A 20,870-nucleotide genomic window follows, 5' to 3' on the forward strand; every position below is an offset into this window, starting at 1 on the left:
GCCCGATGACGACATCGCCTCGCACCCTCTGGACCGGCGCGCTCGCCGCGCTAGCCGCCGCCCTCATCGGCAGCGCCTGGCAGCTGCTGTCGCGCCACGGCGTGACCGCCACCGCGCTCGGGCCGATGGACCTCGCCCTGCTGCGTTACGGCATTCCCGCGCTGCTGCTCAGCCCGCTGTGGCTGCGCGGCAGGCTCGTGCCGCCGGGTGCGTCGCGCGGCGCGCTCGTGCTGCTCGTCGTCGGCAGCGGCCTGCCCTTCGGCCTGCTGGTGCTGGCCGGCGCGCAGTGGGCGCCCGCCAGCCACATGGGCATCTTCATGGCCGGCAGCCTGCCGCTCTTCACCGCCCTGGGCGCGTGGGTCTACCGGGGCGAGCGCGTGCACGGCCTGCGCCTGCTCGGGCTGGTTGGCATCGCCGTCGGCATGGCCGTGTTCGCGGCGGGTAGTTTTGGCGAGGGCCTGCGTCAGCAGCACTGGCGCGGCGACCTGCTCTTTCTGCTGGCGGCCTTGCTGTGGACCGTCTACTCCCTGGCCTTCGGCCGCTGCGGCATGAGCGCGTGGCAGGGCGCGGCCTTCGTCAACGGCGCGTCGACCCTGCTGCTGTTGCCGCTGCTGTGGCTCGCCGGCCCGCCGCGACTGTTCGCCGCGCCATGGACCGACATCGCGATGCAGGCCGCAGGGCAAGGCGTGGTCGCCGGCCTGCTGGGGCTGGTCGTCTACGGCGTGGCGATCACGCGGCTGGGCGCCGCACGCGCCGCGCTGTCGTCCGCGCTCGTGCCCGTGCTGACCACGCTCGGCGCGGCGTGGTGGATGAACGAGCCCGTCACGCGCCCCGCGCTGCTGGCGCTGTCGTTCGTGGTGCCCGGCGTCGTGCTCGCGAGCAGCGCGCTGCGGTGGCGGGTGCCGGCGCCACGCGACAGCGAACGGCAGGCCCCGGGGCAGAATGCGGCGGCGTCCTTGCCCACTTCCGAAAGCACTCGCCCATGAAGAAAAAGATGAATCGCATTCGCACCGCCGCGCTCGTGGCCGCCTCGTTCGCGTCGCTCTTCGCCTTCTGCGGCACGGGCTGGGCGCAGCGACCGGAGCCGCAGCCACAGCCGCAAGTGCAGCAGCAGCTCCCGGCATCGCCGCCGCAACGCAGCGTCGTGCGCGTGCCCACGCCCTTCGTCGAGAACGGCGCGCCCGTCACGCTCGAGATGGTCATCTACAAGCCCGACGGCGCCGGCCCGTTCCCCACCGTCGTGTTCAACCACGGCTCCACCGGCATCGGCAACGACCCGGCCTTGTTCAAGCAGACCTGGGCCCCCGAGCGAACCGCCCGCTGGTTCACGCAGCGCGGCTGGCTCATCGCATATCCGCAGCGGCGCGGACGCGGCCAGTCGGACGGCCTGTACGACGAGGGCTTCACCGCCAAGCGCGAGCACTACAGCTGCGAGTCCGCCATCGCCCTGGCCGGCTTCGACCGCGCCGTGGCCGACCTTGACGCCGCCGTCGCGTGGCTGCAGCGCGACCCCGACGTCGACACCCGCCGCATGGAAATCGCAGGCCATTCGCGCGGCGGCATCCTTGCCGTAGCCTACGCGGGCCTGCACCCCGACATGTTCCAGGGCGTCATCAACTTCGTCGGCGGCTGGATGGGCGACAAGTGCCCCGGCAACGCCGCCGACGCCATCAACCCCGCCACCTTCCGCCGCGGCGCGGCCTTTGCAAAACCCACGCTGTGGCTCTACGGCGAGAACGACCCGTTCTATGCGATGTCGCACAGCCGCAAGAACTTCGAAGCCTTTCGCGACGCGGGCGGCAAGGGGCGCTTCGAGAGCTTCACGCTGGAGGGCGGCGCGAGCGGGCACGGGCTGCTCGGGCAGCAGGGGCTGTGGGGGAAGGCGGTGGAGGCGTATCTGGCGGCGCCGTGAGGTGGTGCGGCGCCTTCGTGCGCTAACGGCGCAGGTCGGCTGCCGCGGCGTTCAACTGCGCGATGAAGTCGGGCAGCGGAATCCGTGGGCCCAGGCTTCCGTCCTTCGCGGGGAACGCAACGCAGAGGTGCTCCCGGCCTTCCTCGCGGTCGAGCAGCAACAGGAACTGGCCATCGAAACTCAGTTCCGCGACGAGGTGCTCGTACGCCGTGTCGCTCAGGATGGTGGTTTCCCATTTCTCGTTGTTCATGTCTGCTCTGCGGATGGAAGATGACGCTGCCGTGCGCTGCGGGTTGAGGTTCAGCAGGGCCGGATGATAGGCCTGCAGGTCTGCAAATCCACCCTCGCACGAGCAGAACTGGCCATGGCTATACTGCGCCGGTCACGTCCACACAGGGCGTGATCGGGATTGGCGTCCCGATGAAATCACTGCGACGTAAAAGCCGCAGCCACCCCGCAGGGTCTGCGGCTTTGTCGTTCGTGCTTCCTGTTTAGGCGGCTCGATGGGCGGGCGCGAGCCCGGCCGGTTTCACGCAAGTGGTTTCCCGGTACGCCAACCCGTCGAGCTGCCGCCCTCAATTGGCGTTGGGTGCGTCGGTTTCAGCAAACCGAAACCCTTGGAGGCCATTCATGGCTGCATCTGCATCTCCTCGCGCGTGCGCGCACGCGTCTTCGCTTCCTGCATCTTCTGAAACCGCCAGTGCCGAATCGCTTGCGCTGCAGGCGTGTGATGACGTCGACAGTCTTCATGCAGTGCAACGCGCCTACGCGTGCATCGAGAAGCTCATCGTTCCGCAGCGTGTGGGGGATACGGAAGAAGTCTTTCCGACGCGTACGGAGTTGGGGGCGTTGGTACGGTTGGTGAATGAGGAACTGCAGCGGCGGATCGAGGCCGCCGATGTCACGACGCAGTCGCTGCGTGCGGCGCTTGGTGAAGATGATGTGCAATGAGCGCGTACCGTCACGACTGCCCCTCCAAGTGGGCATCGATCCATGCGTCAAGCGCGGGACCGCTCCGCACAGTTCCACGCTCCGTATGCACGTGCAGGCCTGATTCAAACCTCCACGGTTGGCCCCGGCCTCCGTTCTGCTGCAGCCATGCCGCCACGACGCCAGGGTCGTCCGAGCCGAAAAGGCACTTGTCTATCAGCCAGTGCGCCTGAATGACGCGAAACTTCGCGACAGGCTGCCGCGCGAATTTGAAGAACGACAACATCGACAGGCCTTCTACCGTTGGCACGCGTGCTCGGCGCCGAATACGTCAACACAACCCCTCACTTTGCACCGATGGGCGGGGCTGCGTAGATGGCGTCGCGTGCCCATTGCATCACCACTTCGAGGTCCTCGGGAACCGGTCGGTCGTCAGGCCGTTCGCGGCAGTCCACATAGGGCGCAAGGGTGTGAACATTCATTGTGATTCTCCGGCCGATGTAGACCCTCACGCGGGGTTGATGCACGCTGAGTTCCATCTTCGATGGACCGATGGGTCGCAGGGACAAGACAAAGTTCGAGGATATCGCCGCCGGCTTGCCGTTCACCGTGTACGCGCTTGTTTGCCAGTGCGCCAATGTGGCCACGCCCGTATTCGTATGCGTATACGGCTCCAGCCCGTACTGGCGCTCGCCCGGCTCGAGCGGGCGCTGGATCGGTTCATCGTCAGGCGATGCCCCAACGTTGCCACCACGACGTGTGGCTGCGCGCTCCCTGATCGCGGTTTTATCTTTCAGCGAAAACTGACCGCGCTCCGGGACCAGGACATTCCCGACAGCATAGGGACCGTCGTACCGTCCCTTGGTTGCCGAAGCGCGCAGCCCTCGCTCTGCGTCTGCAACCGAAACCGGCAATTGGGCGACGAGAAATTTCGAACCGTCCGTCGGGTGATATTGCACAGCAAGGCTTCCTCGCATGGGAAGCCCTTCGCACGGGGCCGTTGGCGTGTCGCCTCTTCTTGCATGGCTTGCGCCCCAAGCGCTTGCAGCCATCGCGCAACCGACGAGCAATGCAATGCAGCCGCGCTGGAGGGCGCGAGGGGGCAGGTCAAACCCCGTCAGGCTTGCCAGCACGACGCCGCCTCCATATCACAGCGTCCGCCAAGTAGTGATGGAAGTTCAGGACGAAGTGCGCAATAAGAATGGTCGGAAGTCCCAGCCAAAGAAGGCTCTCTCCCACATGATCGGCGGCCACGAACAAGGCAGCTCCTCCGATTGAACACGTCAGAAAAAATGTCGCTGGCGATTTCAGAACCCCAACCAACGACTTGCGACGCACCGAAGCACCACCTGATTCTTCGCTGCTTTGCCCTGTCATGACTTCGGGCCGCCGTTGGCGATAGACGAATATCAGGTACTGGATGTTGTGCCAGACGTTGACCACCAACCAGCCTACCGTGATGTCGCTGATCCAGACATAGCCAACCAGCGAAATCACCAGGTGCGAGAGCACGAAGCTGTTGAAGGGCTCATTCGCCGGCTTCTCGCTCCTGGCATGCATCATCAGGCGAGCGAACCAGAACAATGCACCGGCGATGGCTGCGACGCCCACCGCAAAGGCCAACTCCTGCGGAATGGGAGGAAACCAGATGGGGTACCCCAGGAAGCTTTGGGGCGCCTGCGCGCTGCGATGCAGGTACCCCCACGCGGGAAACAAATAGACCAGCAAGTAGGGCAGGTTTCGATAGGGCACCTGAAGCCGGCGGTCATGGCGTCTGGCGATTCCATAGCTCTGGCGAGCAACATGAAACGTCTGAAGCACGAAATACAGGGCAAGCAACCCGGCCGCTTCATAGGCAAGCGCAACGACCGTCAAAGCCGCCAATATCAAGAGAGGTGCGACAACGATCAGGACCCAGCGCAGGCGAAGGCGCGAATAGATGGCGCCGATGCGCGTGTAGGTCGCAACCAGATGAGGGTTCGCCAGCAGCCATACATTGATATAGAGAATGGCCAGCATCATCGGCGCGGACCACAATGCCAGTGCTCCGGCTGACAGCGCCACGAACAGGTTTCCAAAGATGAACCAATGCTCCTGGCGCATCGCGGCGTTGGTACCGCTCCCCGCCGCAAGCTGCACGTGGGCGGTCATGTCGCCGCAACCGGCATGGGCGGAGGACGTGGCGACCCGAGGGGCGCTGGTTTGGGCGGCACCGAGAACACAGAGCGAGATCGCAGATAACGTTCGAGGTCGGTACGCATGCTTTCGTATGCCGCATTCCGCGCTGCCGTGAATCTCGACTCGAGGCTCGCACGGCTCACGACGCCAGACAGACCCGCCGGGGGAAGTTGCTGGTGCGGATCGAAGTATTCAATGACCTCGCAGGGGTAGCAATGGCCGTCCGCGTCGTACTGGCTGAGGACCTTCACCTTGTAGACCACCCCGCCCTCCTTGGCCGGATCCACGGGAAAGCTGAAAGCCAGAGTGAGCTCGGGGGCCTTCGGAGAAGCCTCACCTTCAATGGGCAGGAAGCCAGCGCCCTGGTAAGCGCGAACAATGTTCTCCTTGAGACTGGGCAAACTGAGGCCAACGAAGGCGTTGCCGAACAAGGTCTTTTCCCCTTCCCATTGCCGCTTGTAGTCGAACCGAAACGCAGGGTCGATATGTTCGCGCCCGACAGACTCGATCGTCGCGTACGCGTTATCGATCGCCGGTAAGAACCGCGCGCTCAGGTCGTACTGAGCCATCCACGGAAGCGCCTTGACCTCTGGCGCGTTTTTTATCTCGAAAAATCTCAAGTAGCATGGATTGCACTTCTTCTTTCCATCGAGCAACTCCTCGGCAGATACGAGAACTGTCGGCACGAACCGCCACTTTGGATCGGCATTGAATTTGAACTCGAAGATCGTCGACTTGTTCTTCTGCTGGCCCACAGCCACAAGAGAGAAGTCCGACTTCTGGAACGCCTTGCTCACCATCGACCTGAATTCCGCCCCGCTGATATTTCGGTAGGCGGCGACCGGAAGAGCGGGCCTTGCGCTCTTGTAGCTGAGATCCAGAACGCTTCGATACAGCTCCGGCTGGGCGAATGCGGTCAGCCCGACCAGCAAGAAGCATCCGCCAAGCAAAGCTTTTCGAATGCCGGAAGTAAATACCATGTGTGCTCCCTGTAACAGCGCCCGTGTGTGCGTGGACTCGCCATTGGCGCCAATTGATTTTTTGACGAATGTCCAATACCGGCCGATAACGCGGCCCCGAATCGTCGCATGGAACCTCTCTGCGAGATAGGCACGGCCTTGGTTAAACGCCCCAGACAAGCATCCATCGGCACGATGGAATTCGGCGTTTAGCGAAAAAGTTCCGAGACCCATTGGGGGCTCAAACACCTGTTGCCCGCAAACGACGGCTTCCGCCTACAGAACGCCCCCTCCATTTGTGTCCCCAAATTGAGCACAATCCCCCCATGCCAAACATCGCCTCCATCCTCAAAGCCGAAATCTCCCGTGTCGCTCGCAAGGAAGTGCGAGCGGAAATCGAAACACTCAAGAAAGCCTCCGTCGCGCACCGGGCATCGATTGCCGACTTGCGCCGTCAGGTGAGCGCGCTTGAAAAGGAACTGCGCAAGGTTGCCAAGGGCTCCGCGCGTCAGGCATCGGCCGCAGCCGGTGCTGCGGGCGATGACGCCGACGCAGGCGGCCCCAAGCGCCGCTTCAGCGCCAACCGGCTGGCCGCGCACCGCGCCAAGCTCGGGCTGTCCGCGGCGATCTATGGGCAGCTGGTCGGCGTGTCGGGCCAGACGATCTATCACTGGGAACAAGGCAAGGCACGCCCGCGTGCGGCGCAGCTGGAGCGACTGGCCACGGTGCGGGAACTCGGGGCGCGCGAGATTGCAGAGCGGCTGGAAGCGCAGTAAGCAAGTCACCCGCCGCGCACCATGAAACTCGGCTACACCATCGTCTACGTTCCCGACGTCGCCCAGTCGCTGAAGTTCTTCGAGCAAGCTTTCGGACTGCCCACGCGCTTCCTACATGAATCGGGCACTTATGGCGAACTCGAAACTGGCGAGACCACGCTGGCGTTCGCCGCGCACGCGCTTGGCGATTCCAACTTTCCGGGTGGGCATGTCGCCGCCTCGGAATCCGCGCAACCGCTGGGCATGGAGCTGGGCCTCGTGACGCCCGACGTGCCTGCCGCGCACAGCCGCGCGCTCGCAGCCGGCGCCACGCAGCTGTCGGCGCCGGCGACCAAGCCCTGGGGGCAGGTGGTCTCGTACGTGCGCTGTCCCGACGGCACGCTGGTCGAGCTGTGCTCGCCCATCGGCGGCTGACGGGCGCCCTGCCCGCTCGCCAGTTCGCTGGCGGCTAGTCGATCAACGCCACCGCCCGCCGCGCAAACCCCGCGGCCTGCGCGCCCACCTGCACCGCATCGGCCGCCGCCGCGCTGCCGCTCCTGGCGCGCGCCGCGATGCCTTCGAGGATCACGGCGAAGCGGAACAGAGAGAACGCCAGGTGGAAGTTCGTCACCGGCTCGGCGCAGCCGCCGGCCTGCTGGTAGTGGGCGATGTACTCCGCTTGTGTCGGAATACCCTCGGCCGCGAGGTCGATGCCCTGCATGCCTTCGAACTCGTCGGCGCCGGTGTGCCAGGCCATGCAGTTGTAGGCCACGTCGGCCAGCGGGTGGCCCAGGGTGGACAGCTCCCAGTCGAGCACGGCGATCACGCGCGGCTCGGTGGGGTGGAACATGAGGTTGCCGAAACGGAAGTCGCCGTGCGCGATGGTGGTCTGGTCGCCCGGTGGCAGGTTGGCGGGCAGCCAGGCGATGAGGCGGTCGATGTTCGCGTCTTCGCGGGTGCGCGAGGCTTCCCACTGGCGGGTCCAGCGCGCGATCTGGCGCTGGAAGAAGTTGCCGGGGCGGCCGTAGTCGGTGAGGCCGACGGCGGCCAAGTCGACCGCGTGCAGGCGCGCCAGGGTCTCGGCCATCGCGAAGTAGTACGCGCGGCGCTCGGCGGGTGCGATGCCGGGCAGCGCGTAGTTCGACAGCACGCGGCCTTCGAGCTTCTCCATGACGTAGAAGGGCGTGCCCACCACGGCGCGGTCGTCGCAGTACAGCACGGTGCGCGGCACGGGCACGTCGGTGGCGGCCAGCGCGCGCAGCACGCGGTACTCGCGGTCGACCGCGTGGGCCGAGGGCAGCAGCTCGCCGGGCGGCTGCTTGCGCAGCACGAGCGCGCGGTTGTCGAAGTCGACGAAGAAGGTGGGGTTTGACTGACCGCCGCCGATGCGCGCCAGGCGCATCGGGCCTTCGAGCTCGGGCAGCGCCTGTCGCAGGTGGCGCTGCAGGCGGTCGGCGTCGAACTCGATGCCTGCTGGGGTGGCGATGTCTGCAGCTGCGCTCATGGCCGGCGGAACACGGGCTCGCGTTTCTCCAGGAAGGCTTTCACGCCTTCGGCGAAGTCGGGCCGGTCGATCAGCTCGCGCTGGCGCTCGGCCTCGTGGCGCATCTGGCCGACGAGCGACTGGCTCGCGGCCGATTCGTACACGGCGCGGATCTCGTGCGCCGCATGTGCGGGCAGGCGCGCGAGCCGCTGCGCGACGGCCACGGCCTGGGCGCGCAGTTCGGCGTCGTCCACGCAGGCCCACACGAGGCCCCATTGCGCGGCCTGCTCGCCCGACAGGCGCTCGCCGAGCAGCGACATGCCGACGGCACGCGCGCGGCCCACGAGCCGCTCGAGGAACCAGGTGGTGCCCAGGTCGGGCACGATGCCCAGGCGCGGCATGAAGGGCAGGTAGAAGTAGGCCGATCGCGCCACCAGCACGACATCGGCGGCCAGCGCCACACCCACGCCGGCGCCCGCGGCGGGGCCGTTGACGGCATTCACCACGGGGAAGGGCATGCTGCGCAGGTCTTCGATGAGGCGGTTCGACATCGCCTCCATCGCGTCGGCCGTGCGCTGGCCCAGGCTGCCGGGCGCAGTTGCGTCCATGCTGCCCAGGTCGGCGCCCACGCAGAACGATTTGCCGACGCCGGTGAGCACCACGGCGCGCACCTCGCCTTCGTCGCGCAGTTGTGCGAGCCGTTGGCGCAGGGCCTCCTGCAGCGGCACAGTGAGCGGGTTGAGCCGCTTGGGAATGTTGAAGCTGAGGATGGCGACGTCGCCGTCGCGCTCGTACAGAAGGGGGTCCTGGTCGTCAGGCTGGCTCATGGGTGGGCTCCGAAGGGCGTGGATGGATCAAAGGGGGTTCACTTCATGTTCAGCGCGGGCCCGACCGGGTCGAGGTCCACGCCGTTGAAGCGCACGGGCTGCATCGACGCATAGGCGTGCAGGTCGGCGGCCGAATTGGCCATGGCCACGCCGGGCAGCAGCATCGAGATGCGCGGGCTCTTGAGGGTGCTGGCGGCCACGCGCACGCTCTCGCGCGTGGGGTTGGCGCCGGCCTCGCGCAGCACGTGGGCCATGAGCTGCGCCACGATGTAGCCCGACACGCCGCTGCCGTTGCTCGGGTCGACGCCGCTGGCGTGGGTCTTGAGCAGTTCGAGGTACTCGAGCACCTCGGGGTCGCGGCTCCAGCGCGGGCTCATGGGTTCCTTGTAGACGGCGAGTGCGACCACGCCCTTGGCCTTGTCGGCGCCCGCGGGCTCGAAGGCCATCTTCACGGAGGCGGCGGCAAAGTTGAGGTAGCGGTCGGGCGTCCAGCCGACGTCGGCGACCTTGCGGATGGCCTGCGCGGCGGTGCGCGCGGTGGCGGCCATCACGAGCACGTCGGCGCCGGACGACTTGAGCTGCACCACCTGCGAATCGACGGTGGGGTCGGTCACCTCGAAGGTGGCCTGCGCCACGATCTTCGCCTTGCCCTGCTTCGAGAGGCCTTCCTGCAGGCCCTTGAGCACCTCGCGCCCGAGGTCGTCGTTCTGCATGAGCACGGCAATCTTCGCGTCGGGGCGGTTGTCGATGATGTGGCGCGCGAACACGCGGCCCTCGCCCTGGTAGCTGCCGAGAAAGGGCACGGTCCACGGGTATTTGGCGGCGTCGTCGAACTGCGAGGCGCCCGACTGCACGAACAGCTGCGGCACCTTCTTGGCGTTCATGTAGCGCTGGATCGCCATGTTGGGCGCGGTGCCCAGGTTGCCGAAGATGGCGAGCACCTGGTCTTCCTCGACGAGGCGGCGCGCCACCTCGACGGTCTTGGGCGGCGAGTACTGGTCGTCGTAGATCAACAGGCGCACCTTGCGCCCGTGGATGCCGCCCTGCTCGTTGAGCTTCTTGAAGTAGGCCTCGGCCACCTTGCCGACCACCGAGTAGCCCGACACGGGCCCCGACAGCGGCATGGGCATGCCCAGCACGATCTCGGCGTCGCTCACGCCGGCTTCGGGCTTCTTCTGGGCCAGGGCCGGCAGGCTGATGCAGAGCGTGGCAAGGCCAGCCACCAGGGCGGTGCGGCGGGAAAGCAAATGAACCATGTCGCGTGTCTCCTTCTGTGTTGCTGCGTGGCCGGGTGGCCTGCGTCGTCAGTCGTCGTCGGAAAGCGGTTCAGGCGGCGGTCGCCCGGTTCGGCCCCATGTAGCCGAAGAGGTGGCCCGCCACCTTGCGCATCTGGATCTCTTCGGAGCCCTCGGTGATGCGGTAGCGGCGGTGGTGGCGGTAGATGTGTTCGAAGGGCTTGTGGCGCGAGTAGCCGATGCCGCCGTGCACCTGCATCGCGCGGTCGGCGGCCTCGCACACGAGGCGGTTGGCCCAGTAGTTGCACATCGAGACCTTGTCGGACAGTTGCTTCTCGACCTGCGGCTTGGGCATCTGGTCCATCTGCCACGCGGTCTTGCGGATCAACAGGCGCAGCATCTCGACCTGCGTGGCCAGTTCGACCAGCGGAAACTGGATGCCCTGGTTGCGCGCCAGTTCTTCGCCGAAGGGCTTGCGCTCGCGCGCGTACTTGACGCTCTCGCGCACGCAGTAGTCGGCGGCGCCCAGGCTCGACGCGGCCTGGCGGATGCGGTTCTCGTGCACGAAGTGCTGGGCAATGGCCAGGCCGCCGTCGAGCGGGCCGAGCACGGCATCTTCGGGCACCCACACGTTCGTGAAGCTCACGCGCGGGTGGTCGGTGGGCATGTTGAAGGTCCAGAGGTACTCCTCGATCTTCACGCCCTCGGCCTTCGCGGGCACGAGCAAGGCGCTGATGCCGCGCGCGTCGCCGTCGCGCCCGCTCGTGCGTGCGAACAGCACGCAGTGGGTCGCCGTGTGCATGCCGGTGGTCCACATCTTTTCGCCGTCGATGCGAAAGCCGGCGCGGCCGTGGCGTGCTTCGGGCACGGCGCGCGTTTCCATGTGGGTGGCATCGGAGCCATGCTGCGGCTCGGTGAGACCGAAGGTCAGGCGCACGCGCTCGTCGAGCATGCCCTGGATGAGTTCGTCGCACTGCGCGGGCGTGCCGAAGTCGCGGATGGCGAGCACGAAGGGGTTGTTGGCGACGATCGAATGTTCGTTCTGCAGGTCGTTGTGCAGCCCCAGGCCGCGCGCGGCAAAGTGCTCGCGGATCACGGCCATCCAGAGGTTGCTGCCGTCGCGTCCGCCGAACTCGCTGGGCAAGGCGAAGCGCAGATAGCCAGCCTTATCGGCGCGGCGGCGCGCCTCGGCCAGCAACGCTTCCCACTCGGGGCGCGGCAGCCCGCCGTTCTCGAAATCGGTGCGGGCCCATTCGCGGCGGTGGTCGAAGAAGCGCTCGTTGTCGTCCTGCGCCTGCAGTGGTGCGATCTCGCGGTCGATGAAGGCGTCGAGCTCGGCGAGGTAATCGACGAGGTCGCGGGGCAGATCGAAGTCCATGGCTCAGTCTTCCTTCTTCTTCGTGCCGGCGGCATAGCCGGGCTGGTCGATGGCGAGCTTGTCGCGCGTGGTCTGGCGCAGGTGGTCGATCAGGCCGGGGGTGGCGGCGTCGAGTTCGCCCGAGGCGATGCGGGTGCAGAGCAGGCGGTTGGCTTCGGCCAGGTCGGTGGGTGCGCCGGGGCCCAGCAGCGTGTGCAGGCGCGCCCGTTCACTGGCCTGTGCGACGGGGCCGAACTGCACTTCGCGCCGCGCGATGTCGAGCGTGTTCGCCGCCACGCGCGCGTGGAAGGCGACCTGCCCTTCGGTGGCCGGCACCACCTGCTCGCGCAGGAAGGCGGCGACGGCCTCGAGCAGCTCGGCGATGTCGGGGCGGTCCTGCATCAGGCGGCCTCTTCTTCGGGAGCGAGCAGCGCCAGCAGGTCCGACTCGGCCTCCGAGGCGCGACGGCCGATGGCGGCCTTCTCCACATCGCGCTCGCGGCCGCTGAGCCAGGCATGCACCATGGCCTCGCAGACGATGCCCCACTTGAGCGTGCCCAGCACCTCCCACCAGCGCACGCGCCCGGCATCGACCTGCCCGCCTTCGGCCGTGTAGCCCTCGAACAGTTGCTCGCGGGTGCCGAAGCCGCCCACGGGCAGCGCGCCGTGGCCGAAGCGCCAGGAGCGCACGCACATCCAGCCGAGGTCCTCCATCGGATCGCCGAGGTGCGCCAGCTCCCAGTCGAGCACGGCGCGCAGGCCCTCCTCGCCGACCATCAGGTTGCCGTTGCGGAAGTCGCCGTGCACGAGCACCGGCGCGGGCACGTCGGCCGGTGCGTGCGCGCGCAGCCAGCGGAACGCGAGTTCGAACACCGGGCGCGCGGTGCCGTGGCTGCGGTGCAGGCCGAGCTGGAAGTCGAGTTCCGCGCGTGCGGCGGCCGTGCGCAGCGGCGGCAGGTGCTGCGCGGGCAGGCGGTGGATGCGCGCCATGGCGGCGCCGCACTGGTGCGCCAACACGCGGCGTGCGCCGGCCAGGCGTTCGTCGCGCACGATGCGCCGGCCCAGAGTTTCGCCCTCGATGCGGTCCATGACGAAGCCTTCGCCGAGCCCGTCGGCCGGTTGCAGCACATGGCGCACGCCAGGCACGGGCACGCCGCCTGCGCGTGCGGCCTCGATGAGCTGTGCTTCCGCAGCGAGGCCCGCGGTGCCCAGGGCGCGCGCGCCGCTGGCATCGGCCGCGCGGCGCAGCACCAGCGGCAGGGCCTGGCCCGCGCCGCCGGTCGCCACATCGAAAGCCCAGGTCTGCTGGCTGGCGCCGCCCGAGAGCCGGCGCACGGCCTGCACCACATGGCCGCCGGGCACGAGCCGCCCGGCCAGCCGCCGCAGTGCGTTCGCGATCAGCGTCGCGTCATCGTGCACGGGCGACGCGTGCCTGGAGCTTGCGCAGCAGCCCGACCACGCCGCCGGGCATCGCGAACATGAAGGCGATCAGCACCACGCCGTACACCGCCCAGGGCGCGGCCTTGGAGACCTTCTCGGCCAGCGAGGGCACGAACATGATGAAGATGGCGCCGAAGATCGCGCCGTACAGCGTGCCCACGCCGCCCACCACGATGCCCACCAGCAGCGAGATCGACAGGAACAGCGTGAACGAATCGGGCGCCACGAACTGCACCGCAATGGCCGACAGCGCGCCGCCCACGCCGGTGTACGCGGCCGACACGCCGAAGGTCATCGCCTTGTAGTGGCTGTTGTCCACGCCCATCGCCTCCGAGGCCATGGCGTGGTCGCGGATGGCGCGCATGGCCCGGCCGCTGCCGCTTTGCAGCAGGTTGTGGGCAATGAAGAACATCACGACCGCGACGAACAGCGAGAACAGGTAGAGCCACTGGTCTTCGTTCAGCGGCAGGCCGAAGGGCGCGGCGGGCTTCATGAGCACGATGCCCTGCACGCCGCCGGTCCAAGCCTCGAGGTGCTTGTACTTGAGCAGCTGCGGCATCGCCACGCCGAGCGCGAAGGTGGCCAGCGCCAGGTACAGCCCTTCGAGCTTGAGCGCGGGCCGCCCGAACAGGTAGCCGACGATCAGGCACACCACGGCCGCCGCCGGCACCGTGAGCCAGTACGGCACGCCCGCATGCTCCATGAGGATGCCGGTGGTGTAGGCGCCAATGGCATAGAAGGCGCCGTGGCCCAGCGAGATCTGGCCGTTGTAGCCCGTGAGGATGTTCAGGCCCAGCAGCGCAATGGCGTACGAGATCACCATGGTCGCCTGGAACAACTGGTAGCCGCGCGCCACGAAGGTGATGCCGATGGCCAGCACGATCAGCAGGCCGACCCACATGAGTGGGGAGCGCGAAGGCTTGGCGGCGGTGCGTGCATCGGCCGACCCGGCGAGCGGTGCCATGGCGGTCGGCAAGGAGGAGGCTTGAGGGGAGTTCATACGATCAGACCCGGGTGACCAACTTGCGGCCCATGAGGCCGGAAGGCTTGACGATGAGCACGCCGACGATCAGCACCAGCGCCACCGACAGCTTGAGTTCGGTGCCCACCACGTAGGTGCCGATGAGGTTCTCGAGCACGCCGACGATGAAGCCGCCGAGCACCGCGCCCACGGGGCTGTCGATGCCGCCGATGAGCGCGCCGGCAAAGGCGTAGAGCAGCACGCCGGTCATCATGTGCGGGTCGAGGAAGACCACGGGTGCGACCATCATCCCGGCCACCGCGCCGATGGCGCCGGCCAGGCCCCAGCCCAGCATCAGCATGCGCCCGACGTTGATGCCCACCAGCCGCGACGAGGCCGCGTTCTGCGCCGCGGCGCGCATCGCCAGGCCCAGCGGCGTGAAGCGGAAGAACGCGAACAGCAACAGCACCACCAGCAGCGTGACGCCGATGGCGCCCATCTCGTGCGCCGACATCATGGCGCTGCCGAACCACGCGTCCGACGGGAACGGGCTCGGGAACTGCTTGATGGTGTAGCCGAAGAGCCAGCCCGCCAGGCTGTGGAAGATCACCAGCAGGCCGATGAACACCACCACCACCGACAGCGCGGGCTTGTCGTGCATGGGCCGGATGACGGTGAACTCCACCACGGCCGCGAGCACGAAGGACAGCGCCACGGTCGCGACGAAGGCGGCCCAGTACGGCAGGCCCGCCTGCATGAGGCTCCAGGCGATGAAGGTCGAGAACATCGCCATCTCGCCCTGCGCGAAGTTGATGTGGTGCGTGGCCTGGTAGATCATCACCAGCGCCAGCGCAACGCTGGCGTAGATGCCGCCGGTGGCCAGGCCCGCCAGCAGTTGGTGCAGGAATGCGTTCATCGGTGTGAGGCCCTTATTCGCCGAGGTACGCTTTGCGCACGGCGTCGTTGCGGCGGATTTCGGCGGCCGTGCCCGAGAGCACGATGCGGCCGGTTTCCAGGAGGTAGGCCGAGTCGGCCAGGTCGAGCGCGAGCTTGGCGTTCTGCTCCACCAGCAGGATCGACACGCGCTCTTCCTTGTTGATGCGCCGCATGATCGAGAAGATGTCTTTCACGATGAGCGGCGCGAGCCCGAAGGAGGGCTCGTCGAGCAGCAGCAGGCGCGGCTTGCCCATGAGCGCGCGGCCGATGGCCAGCATCTGCTGCTCGCCGCCCGAGAGCGTGCCGGCCTGCTGGGCACGGCGCTCGCGCAGGCGCGGGAAGTAGTCGAACACGCGCTCCATGTCGGCGTCGATGCCGTCCCTGCTCGCGCGGGCGTAGGCGCCCAACCGCAGGTTCTCTTCGGTCGTGAGGCCCAGGAAGGTGCCGCGTCCGTCGGGCACGTGACCCACGCCGGCCTTGGCGATCTGCTCGGTGGAGCGGCCGTCGATGCGCTGGCCGGCCAGCATGATGCGGCCCTCGGTGCTCACCATCATCTGGCACAGCGCGCGCAGCGTGGTGGTCTTGCCGGCGCCGTTGGCACCCAGCAGCGCCACGACCTGGCCGGAGGGAATGTCGAGGTCGATGCCTTGCAGCACGCGCGTCGGGCCGTAGGCCGCGTGCAAGCCGCGCACTTCGAGGATGTTGGTCGTCATGCCATCGCCTCCGCTTCTGCTTCCTCGCCCAGGTAGGCGCGGATCACCTCGGGGTGCGCACGCACCTCGGCCGGCGTGCCCTCGGCGATCTTCTTGCCGAAGTTCAGCGCCACCACCTTGTCCGACACGCCCATCACGAGGCTCATGTGGTGCTCGACCAGCAGCACCGTCACGTTCAGGCGGTCGCGGATGTCGCGGATCAGCGTGCCCAGGCTTTCGAGTTCTTCGTGGTTGAGGCCGCAGGCCGGCTCGTCGAGCAGCAGCAGCTGCGGCTCGGCCGCCAGCGCACGCGCCAGCTCGACGCGCTTCTGTGTGCCGAACGGCAGGTCGGCCACTTCGCGTTCGGCCACGGCCTCGAGGTCGAGAAAGTGGATCAGCTGGTCGGCCCGCGCCCGCGCCTGCGACTCGATGGCCGCCACGCCGGGCAGCCGGAAGGCGTTGCGAAGGAAGCCCGCGTGGTGCTTGCTGTGGCAGCCCACCAGCACGTTGTCGCGCACGGTCATCGTGCGAAACAGCGCCAGGTTCTGGAAGGTGCGCCCGATGCCCAGGCCCGCCATGCGGTGGCGCGGCAGGCGCGTGAGCGGATGGCCGTCGAACTCGATGCGGCCGGCGCTGCACTCGTACAGGCGCGAGAGACAGTTGAACAGCGTGCTCTTCCCCGCCCCGTTCGGCCCGATGAGGCCGCAGATCTGGCCCCGCCGCACGTCGAACGAGACGCCGTCGAGCGCCACGATGCCGCCGAAACGCACCGACACCGCGTCGATGCGCAACAGGGGGGTGTTCGTCTTGTCTCCGCGATCGGTGTCATGAATCATGCGTCGATCTCTTTTTTTGAGGGAACGGAAAAGGTCAGCGCCGCCCCCGCGGGCGCTGCCAGGTTGGCGGCGCAAGGGCCGCCCGGCTTCGTCAGAGCCGTTCGATGATGGTCACATTCGCCATGCCGCCGCCTTCGCACATGGTCTGCAGGCCGTAGCGCTTGCCGCGCTGGCCCAGGGCGTTGACCAGCGTGGTCATCAGCTTGGTGCCCGAGGCGCCCAGCGGGTGGCCCAGCGCAATGGCACCGCCGTTCACGTTGATGCGGGCCGGGTCGGCGCCCAGCGCCTTCAGCCAGGCGATGGGCACGGGCGCGAAGGCTTCGTTGACTTCGTACAGGTCGATGTCCTCGATCTTCATGCCGGCCTTTTGCAGTGCGCGCTGCGTGGCGGGCAGCGGGGCCTCGAGCATGATGACCGGGTCGTGGCCCAGCACGCTCATGTGGTGGATGCGCGCCAGCGGCTTCACGCCCAGCGTCTTCAGGCCGCGCTCGTTCACGACCATGAGGCCGCTGGCGCCGTCGCAGATCTGGCTGGCGGTGGCCGCCGTGCAGCGCCCGCCTTCGGCGATGAGCTTGACGCCGGCGATGCTCTCCAGCGTGGCGTCGTAGCGGATGCCTTCGTCGGTGGTGTGCAGCTCGCCGGTCTCGGTGCCGTCGGCCATGCGCACGGCCACGGGCACGATCTCGCGCTCGAAGTGGCCGGCCTTCGTGGCGGCGATGGCACGGTGGTGGCTTTCGAGCGCGTAGCGGTCGAGCGCGTCTTTCTCGATGCCGTAGTTGCGCGCAATCATCTCGGCGCCCGTGAACTGGCTGAACTGGATGCCGGGGTAGCGCTTTTCCATGCCGGGGCTCACGTAGAAGCCCAGGTTGTTCTTCAGCGGCAGCGTGGTGGGCAGGCCCATGGGCACGCGGCTCATGCTCTCGACGCCGGCGGCGATGACGATGTCCATCGTGCCCGACATCACGGCCTGCGCCGCGAAGTGCAGCGCCTGCTGCGACGAGCCGCACTGGCGATCGACCGAGGTGGCGGGCACCGACTCGGGCAGGCGCGAGGCCAGCACCGCGTTGCGCGCCACGTTGGAGGCCTGCTCGCCGGCCTGGCCGACGCAGCCCATGATGACGTCCTCGATCAGGGCGGGGTCGGCGTCGGTGCGCTCCACGAGGGCGTTGAGCACCTGTGCGGCCAGGTCGGCCGGGTGCCATCCGGCGAGGCGGCCGTTGCGGCGGCCGCCGGCGGTGCGCGCGGCGGCGACGATATAGGCTTCGGGCATGTGAAATCTCCGGTGATGGGTTCGGTTCGACAGTCCAGCGCATTGTTGGCGCCGCGCCGCCGCACAGCGTCGTCGGAACCGACGATTTTGGGCGGCGGCGCCTTGCGCCCCTACGCTCTCAGGCCTTGGCCAGGCGCTTGGCCATGCTCCAGCGGTGCACCTCCGACGGGCCGTCATAGATCCGGAAGGCCCGCATGTCGCGGAAGATGCGCGCGGCCACGGTCTCGTCCGATACGCCGCTCGCGCCCAGGATCTGCACCGAACGGTCGACCACGCGCCACTCGGCCTCCGAGCACAGCACCTTGGCCACGCTCGACTCGTGGCGGCCCTTGCCGCCCTGGTCGAGCACCCACGCGCAATGCCAGATGGTCAGGCGCGAGACGTGCAGGTCCATCTCGTTGTCGGCCAGCATGAAGCCCACGCCCTCGTGCTCCACCAGCGCATGGCCGAAGGCCTGGCGGCGGCGGGCGTAGTCGGCGGCGAGTTCGTGCACGCGGCGCGCGGCGCCGAGCCAGCGCATGCAGTGCGTGAGGCGTGCGGGCGCCAGCCGCACCTGCGCGTAGCGAAAGCCCTCGCCGATGGCGCCCAGCACGTCGGTGGCTGGCACGCGCAGGCCGTCGAAGCGCACCACGCCGTGGCCGCCGGTGAAGCAGCTGTCGAGCGCGTCGATCTGCCGTTCGATCACGATCTCGGGCTGGTCCATGTCGGCCAGGAACATGGTCGACGAGCCGTCTTCCATGCGCGCCATGATGATCGCGAAGCCCGCGCCGGTGGCGCCGGTGATGAACCACTTGCGCCCGGTGATCACGTAATGGTCGCCGTCGCGCACGGCCACGGTCTGCATCATCGACGGGTCGGAGCCGGCGCCGGGCGGCGGCTCGGTCATGCAGAAACACGAGCGCACGTGGCCGTCGATGAGCGGCTGCAGCCAGCGCGCCTTCTGCGCCGGCGTGGCCACCACTTCCATCAGGTGCACGTTGCCTTCGTCGGGCGCGTGGATGTTGAGCGCCACCGGGCCGAGCGGCGAGTAGCCCGCCTCCTCGAACACGATGGCCTTGTCGACGTGCGACAGGCCCAGCCCGCCGTGTTCCTTCGACGCGTGCGGCGTGAGCAGGCCGGCGCGGCGCGCGCGCGCCACCAGCTCGTCGCGCAGCGCCTCGGCGGGGCCGTGCGAATCCTGCCGGGGGTCGGATTCGAGCGGAATCACCTCCTCGGCGATGAAGCGGCGCGTTCGTTCCTGCAGGTCGAGCTGGGCCGGGGTGAGGCTGAAATCCATGGTGGGACGCTCCTTCTTTCTCTCAGTGGATTCAAGGACGGATTGAAGACAATGCGGCGCATGGTGCCGACGCGGGCGCGGGTTTCGAGTCGTGAGCGGGACAAGCCCGCCGGATTCGTCCGTTCCGACGATGCCGCGGCCCGGCCTGCGCCCAACACTGACACGCCATGAACACACCTGCAACCGACAACGACGACACCATCCTCCTGCTCACCCGTCCGCAGGACGGCTGCGCCTGCCTCACGCTGAACCGCCCGCAGGCGATGAACGCCCTGTCGCTCGCGCTGCGGCGCGCGCTGGTGCGCACGCTCGACACGCTCGCGCAGGACGACAGCGTGCGCGTGCTCATCCTCACCGGCGCGGGCCGCGCCTTCTGCGCCGGCCTCGATCTGCGCGAGATCGACCCCGGCGCCATCACCGGCGACGCCGGCACCGACGTGGCCACCGCGCTCGCGAACTTTCCGCGCCCGGTGATCGGCGCCGTGAACGGCGCGGCCATCACGGGCGGCCTCGAGGTGGCGCTGGCCTGCGACCTGCTGATCGCGTCGAGCGAGGCGCGCTTTGCCGACACCCACGCGCGCATCGGCGTGATCCCGGGCTGGGGGCTGTCGCAGCGGCTGTCACGGCTCATCGGCATCGCACGGGCCAAGGAGATGGCCTTCAGCGGCAACTTCGTCGGTGCCGAGCAGGCCGAGCGCTGGGGGCTGGTCAACCGCGTGACCACACCCGAGCAGCTGATGCCCCAGGCGCTGGCGCTGGCCGCCGACATCGCGAGCTCGCTGCCCGAGATGCTGCCGGTCTACAAGCGCCTGATCGACGACGGCCATGCGCGCAGCTTCGCCGAAGGCATGGCACTGGAGCAGGCCGCCACGCGCGACTGGGCCGCGTCGCTCACGCCCGAGGTGCTGCGGGCGCGGCGCGAGGCGGTGCAGGCGCGCGGGCGGGCGCAGAAGGGCTGACGACAGCCCTTCTGCCCTGGCGTCAGCGCGGCGCCATCCGGATCGCGCCGTCCAGCCGCACGCTCTCGCCGTTGAAGTAGCCGTTGGTGATCATCAGCTCGGCCAGCGTCGCATACTCGGCCGGGTTGCCCAGGCGCTTGGGGAAGGGCACCGAGGCGGCCAGTGCGGCCTTCACGTTGTCGGGTGCGCCCTGCAGCAGCGGCGTGTTGAAGATGCCCGGCAGGATGGTGTTCACGCGGATGCCCTCGCCCATGAGGTCGCGCGCGATGGGCAACGTCATGCCGACCACGCCGGCCTTCGAGGCGGTGTAGGCGGCCTGACCCATCTGGCCGTCTTGTGCCGCGACCGAGGCGGTGTTGACGATGGCGCCGCGCTCGCCGTCTTCCAGCGCATCGAGCGTGAGCATGCCGGCCGCCGACTTGGCGATGCAGCGGAAGGTGCCCACGAGGTTGATCTGAATGATGCGGTCGAAGTTGGCGAGCGGAAAGTGCTTGATCTCGCCCGAGGCCTTGTCGCGGCTCGCGGTCTTCACCGCATTGCCGGTGCCGGCGCAGTTGACCAGCACGCGCTCCTGGCCGTGCGCTGCGCGGGCCTTGGCGAAGGCCGCGTCGACCTGCTCTTCCGACGTGACATCGACCTTGCAGAACACGCCGCCCAGCTCCTTGGCCAGGGCCTCGCCCTGCTCCACGTTGAGGTCGAACAGCGCGACCTTCACGCCGTGGCTGGCCAGGCGGCGCGCGGTGGCGGCCCCGAGGCCCGAGGCGCCGCCCGTGACGACGGCGGCAATGCTGGAATCGAGTTGCATCTCTTGTTGTCCTTGGATAGAGAGAGAAAGGAAGAAAGAAAGAAAGAAAACCGAAAACGC

Annotated in this window: 23 protein-coding genes; 6 read left to right on the forward strand and 17 right to left on the reverse strand. The window is 68.0% G+C overall.

From position 1 onward, the window contains the following. Window positions 1–5: 5 nt before the first annotated feature. Both AC1RGU_RS26310 and AC1RGU_RS26315 read left to right on the forward strand, forming a co-directional pair. Entirely contained in the window at window positions 6–986 is a 981-nt protein-coding gene (locus tag AC1RGU_RS26310; RefSeq protein WP_492698675.1) for a DMT family transporter, read from the forward strand. Window positions 987–994: 8 nt separating this feature from the next. After that, the gene (locus AC1RGU_RS26315) at window positions 995–1,912 is read left to right on the forward strand and encodes an alpha/beta hydrolase family protein (RefSeq protein WP_492698677.1); all 918 of its coding nucleotides are present in this window, start codon (window positions 995–997) and stop codon (window positions 1,910–1,912) included. 22 nt (window positions 1,913–1,934) lie between these two features. On the opposite strand, the gene AC1RGU_RS26320 is transcribed toward AC1RGU_RS26315, so the two are convergent. Continuing rightward, a complete protein-coding gene (locus AC1RGU_RS26320; protein WP_492698679.1) occupies window positions 1,935–2,162 on the reverse strand; it encodes a hypothetical protein in 228 nt (75 codons plus the stop codon). Window positions 2,163–2,542: 380 nt separating this feature from the next. Between AC1RGU_RS26320 and AC1RGU_RS26325 the strand changes: the two genes are divergently transcribed. Further along, the gene (locus tag AC1RGU_RS26325) at window positions 2,543–2,863 is read left to right on the forward strand and encodes a hypothetical protein (protein ID WP_492698681.1); all 321 of its coding nucleotides are present in this window, start codon (window positions 2,543–2,545) and stop codon (window positions 2,861–2,863) included. A 323-nt stretch (window positions 2,864–3,186) separates the two neighbouring features. Here AC1RGU_RS26325 and AC1RGU_RS26330 read toward each other — a convergent pair whose 3' ends face one another. The 3 genes from AC1RGU_RS26330 to AC1RGU_RS26340 form a co-directional block, all read right to left on the reverse strand. After that, on the reverse strand, window positions 3,187–3,819 hold the full coding sequence (locus AC1RGU_RS26330; RefSeq protein ID WP_492698683.1) for a hypothetical protein: 633 nt from the start codon (window positions 3,817–3,819) through the stop codon (window positions 3,187–3,189). A 130-nt stretch (window positions 3,820–3,949) separates the two neighbouring features. Then, window positions 3,950–4,993 (reverse strand): hypothetical protein, encoded by a 1,044-nt coding sequence (locus AC1RGU_RS26335; protein ID WP_492698685.1) that lies wholly within the window; start codon window positions 4,991–4,993, stop codon window positions 3,950–3,952. Further along, window positions 4,990–6,000: a hypothetical protein gene (locus AC1RGU_RS26340; protein WP_492698686.1), complete on the reverse strand. Its 1,011-nt coding sequence runs from the start codon at window positions 5,998–6,000 to the stop codon at window positions 4,990–4,992. The genes AC1RGU_RS26335 and AC1RGU_RS26340 overlap by 4 nt, the downstream gene beginning before the upstream one ends. A 305-nt stretch (window positions 6,001–6,305) precedes the next feature. Between AC1RGU_RS26340 and AC1RGU_RS26345 the strand changes: the two genes are divergently transcribed. Then, a complete protein-coding gene (locus AC1RGU_RS26345; protein ID WP_341892067.1) occupies window positions 6,306–6,755 on the forward strand; it encodes a helix-turn-helix domain-containing protein in 450 nt (149 codons plus the stop codon). A gap of 21 nt (window positions 6,756–6,776) precedes the next feature. Then, window positions 6,777–7,169 (forward strand): VOC family protein, encoded by a 393-nt coding sequence (locus AC1RGU_RS26350; RefSeq protein WP_492698688.1) that lies wholly within the window; start codon window positions 6,777–6,779, stop codon window positions 7,167–7,169. Between the two features lie 34 nt (window positions 7,170–7,203). On the opposite strand, the gene AC1RGU_RS26355 is transcribed toward AC1RGU_RS26350, so the two are convergent. From AC1RGU_RS26355 to AC1RGU_RS26410, 12 genes are all read right to left on the reverse strand, one after another. Continuing rightward, window positions 7,204–8,238 carry a phosphotransferase family protein gene (locus AC1RGU_RS26355; protein ID WP_492698690.1) on the reverse strand — a complete coding sequence of 345 codons (1,035 nt, stop codon included), beginning with the start codon at window positions 8,236–8,238 and terminating at the stop codon, window positions 7,204–7,206. Continuing rightward, the gene (locus AC1RGU_RS26360; protein WP_492698692.1) at window positions 8,235–9,044 is read right to left on the reverse strand and encodes an enoyl-CoA hydratase-related protein; all 810 of its coding nucleotides are present in this window, start codon (window positions 9,042–9,044) and stop codon (window positions 8,235–8,237) included. Before AC1RGU_RS26360 ends, AC1RGU_RS26355 begins: the two co-directional genes overlap by 4 nt. Before the next feature lie 38 nt (window positions 9,045–9,082). Then, window positions 9,083–10,300 carry an ABC transporter substrate-binding protein gene (locus AC1RGU_RS26365; RefSeq protein WP_492698694.1) on the reverse strand — a complete coding sequence of 406 codons (1,218 nt, stop codon included), beginning with the start codon at window positions 10,298–10,300 and terminating at the stop codon, window positions 9,083–9,085. A 70-nt stretch (window positions 10,301–10,370) separates the two neighbouring features. After that, on the reverse strand, window positions 10,371–11,657 hold the full coding sequence (locus AC1RGU_RS26370) for an acyl-CoA dehydrogenase family protein (RefSeq protein ID WP_492698696.1): 1,287 nt from the start codon (window positions 11,655–11,657) through the stop codon (window positions 10,371–10,373). Between the two features lie 3 nt (window positions 11,658–11,660). Continuing rightward, window positions 11,661–12,038 carry a DUF6285 domain-containing protein gene (locus AC1RGU_RS26375; RefSeq protein WP_492698697.1) on the reverse strand — a complete coding sequence of 126 codons (378 nt, stop codon included), beginning with the start codon at window positions 12,036–12,038 and terminating at the stop codon, window positions 11,661–11,663. After that, the gene (locus tag AC1RGU_RS26380; RefSeq protein WP_492698698.1) at window positions 12,038–13,054 is read right to left on the reverse strand and encodes a phosphotransferase family protein; all 1,017 of its coding nucleotides are present in this window, start codon (window positions 13,052–13,054) and stop codon (window positions 12,038–12,040) included. Before AC1RGU_RS26380 ends, AC1RGU_RS26375 begins: the two co-directional genes overlap by 1 nt. Then, complete coding sequence (locus tag AC1RGU_RS26385; protein WP_492698700.1) at window positions 13,044–14,039, reverse strand: branched-chain amino acid ABC transporter permease; 996 nt, start codon at window positions 14,037–14,039, stop codon at window positions 13,044–13,046. The genes AC1RGU_RS26380 and AC1RGU_RS26385 overlap by 11 nt, the downstream gene beginning before the upstream one ends. Window positions 14,040–14,079: 40 nt before the next feature. Beyond that, window positions 14,080–14,952, reverse strand: a complete 873-nt coding sequence (locus AC1RGU_RS26390; protein ID WP_056577629.1) for a branched-chain amino acid ABC transporter permease — start codon at window positions 14,950–14,952, stop codon at window positions 14,080–14,082. A gap of 13 nt (window positions 14,953–14,965) precedes the next feature. After that, the gene (locus AC1RGU_RS26395) at window positions 14,966–15,685 is read right to left on the reverse strand and encodes an ABC transporter ATP-binding protein (protein WP_492698702.1); all 720 of its coding nucleotides are present in this window, start codon (window positions 15,683–15,685) and stop codon (window positions 14,966–14,968) included. Beyond that, entirely contained in the window at window positions 15,682–16,500 is an 819-nt protein-coding gene (locus tag AC1RGU_RS26400) for an ABC transporter ATP-binding protein (protein WP_492698704.1), read from the reverse strand. The genes AC1RGU_RS26395 and AC1RGU_RS26400 overlap by 4 nt, the downstream gene beginning before the upstream one ends. 91 nt (window positions 16,501–16,591) lie before the next feature. Further along, window positions 16,592–17,770, reverse strand: a complete 1,179-nt coding sequence (locus AC1RGU_RS26405; protein WP_095746834.1) for an acetyl-CoA C-acetyltransferase — start codon at window positions 17,768–17,770, stop codon at window positions 16,592–16,594. Window positions 17,771–17,888: 118 nt separating this feature from the next. Beyond that, entirely contained in the window at window positions 17,889–19,046 is a 1,158-nt protein-coding gene (locus tag AC1RGU_RS26410) for an acyl-CoA dehydrogenase family protein (protein ID WP_062478158.1), read from the reverse strand. Between the two features lie 167 nt (window positions 19,047–19,213). Between AC1RGU_RS26410 and AC1RGU_RS26415 the strand changes: the two genes are divergently transcribed. Further along, window positions 19,214–20,005: an enoyl-CoA hydratase gene (locus tag AC1RGU_RS26415; protein WP_492698706.1), complete on the forward strand. Its 792-nt coding sequence runs from the start codon at window positions 19,214–19,216 to the stop codon at window positions 20,003–20,005. Window positions 20,006–20,027: 22 nt separating this feature from the next. Here AC1RGU_RS26415 and AC1RGU_RS26420 read toward each other — a convergent pair whose 3' ends face one another. Next, window positions 20,028–20,810, reverse strand: a complete 783-nt coding sequence (locus tag AC1RGU_RS26420) for an SDR family NAD(P)-dependent oxidoreductase (RefSeq protein ID WP_062478161.1) — start codon at window positions 20,808–20,810, stop codon at window positions 20,028–20,030. Window positions 20,811–20,870: the final 60 nt, after the last annotated feature.

This window comes from Variovorax sp. GW823-FHT02B07 (assembly GCF_058797695.1).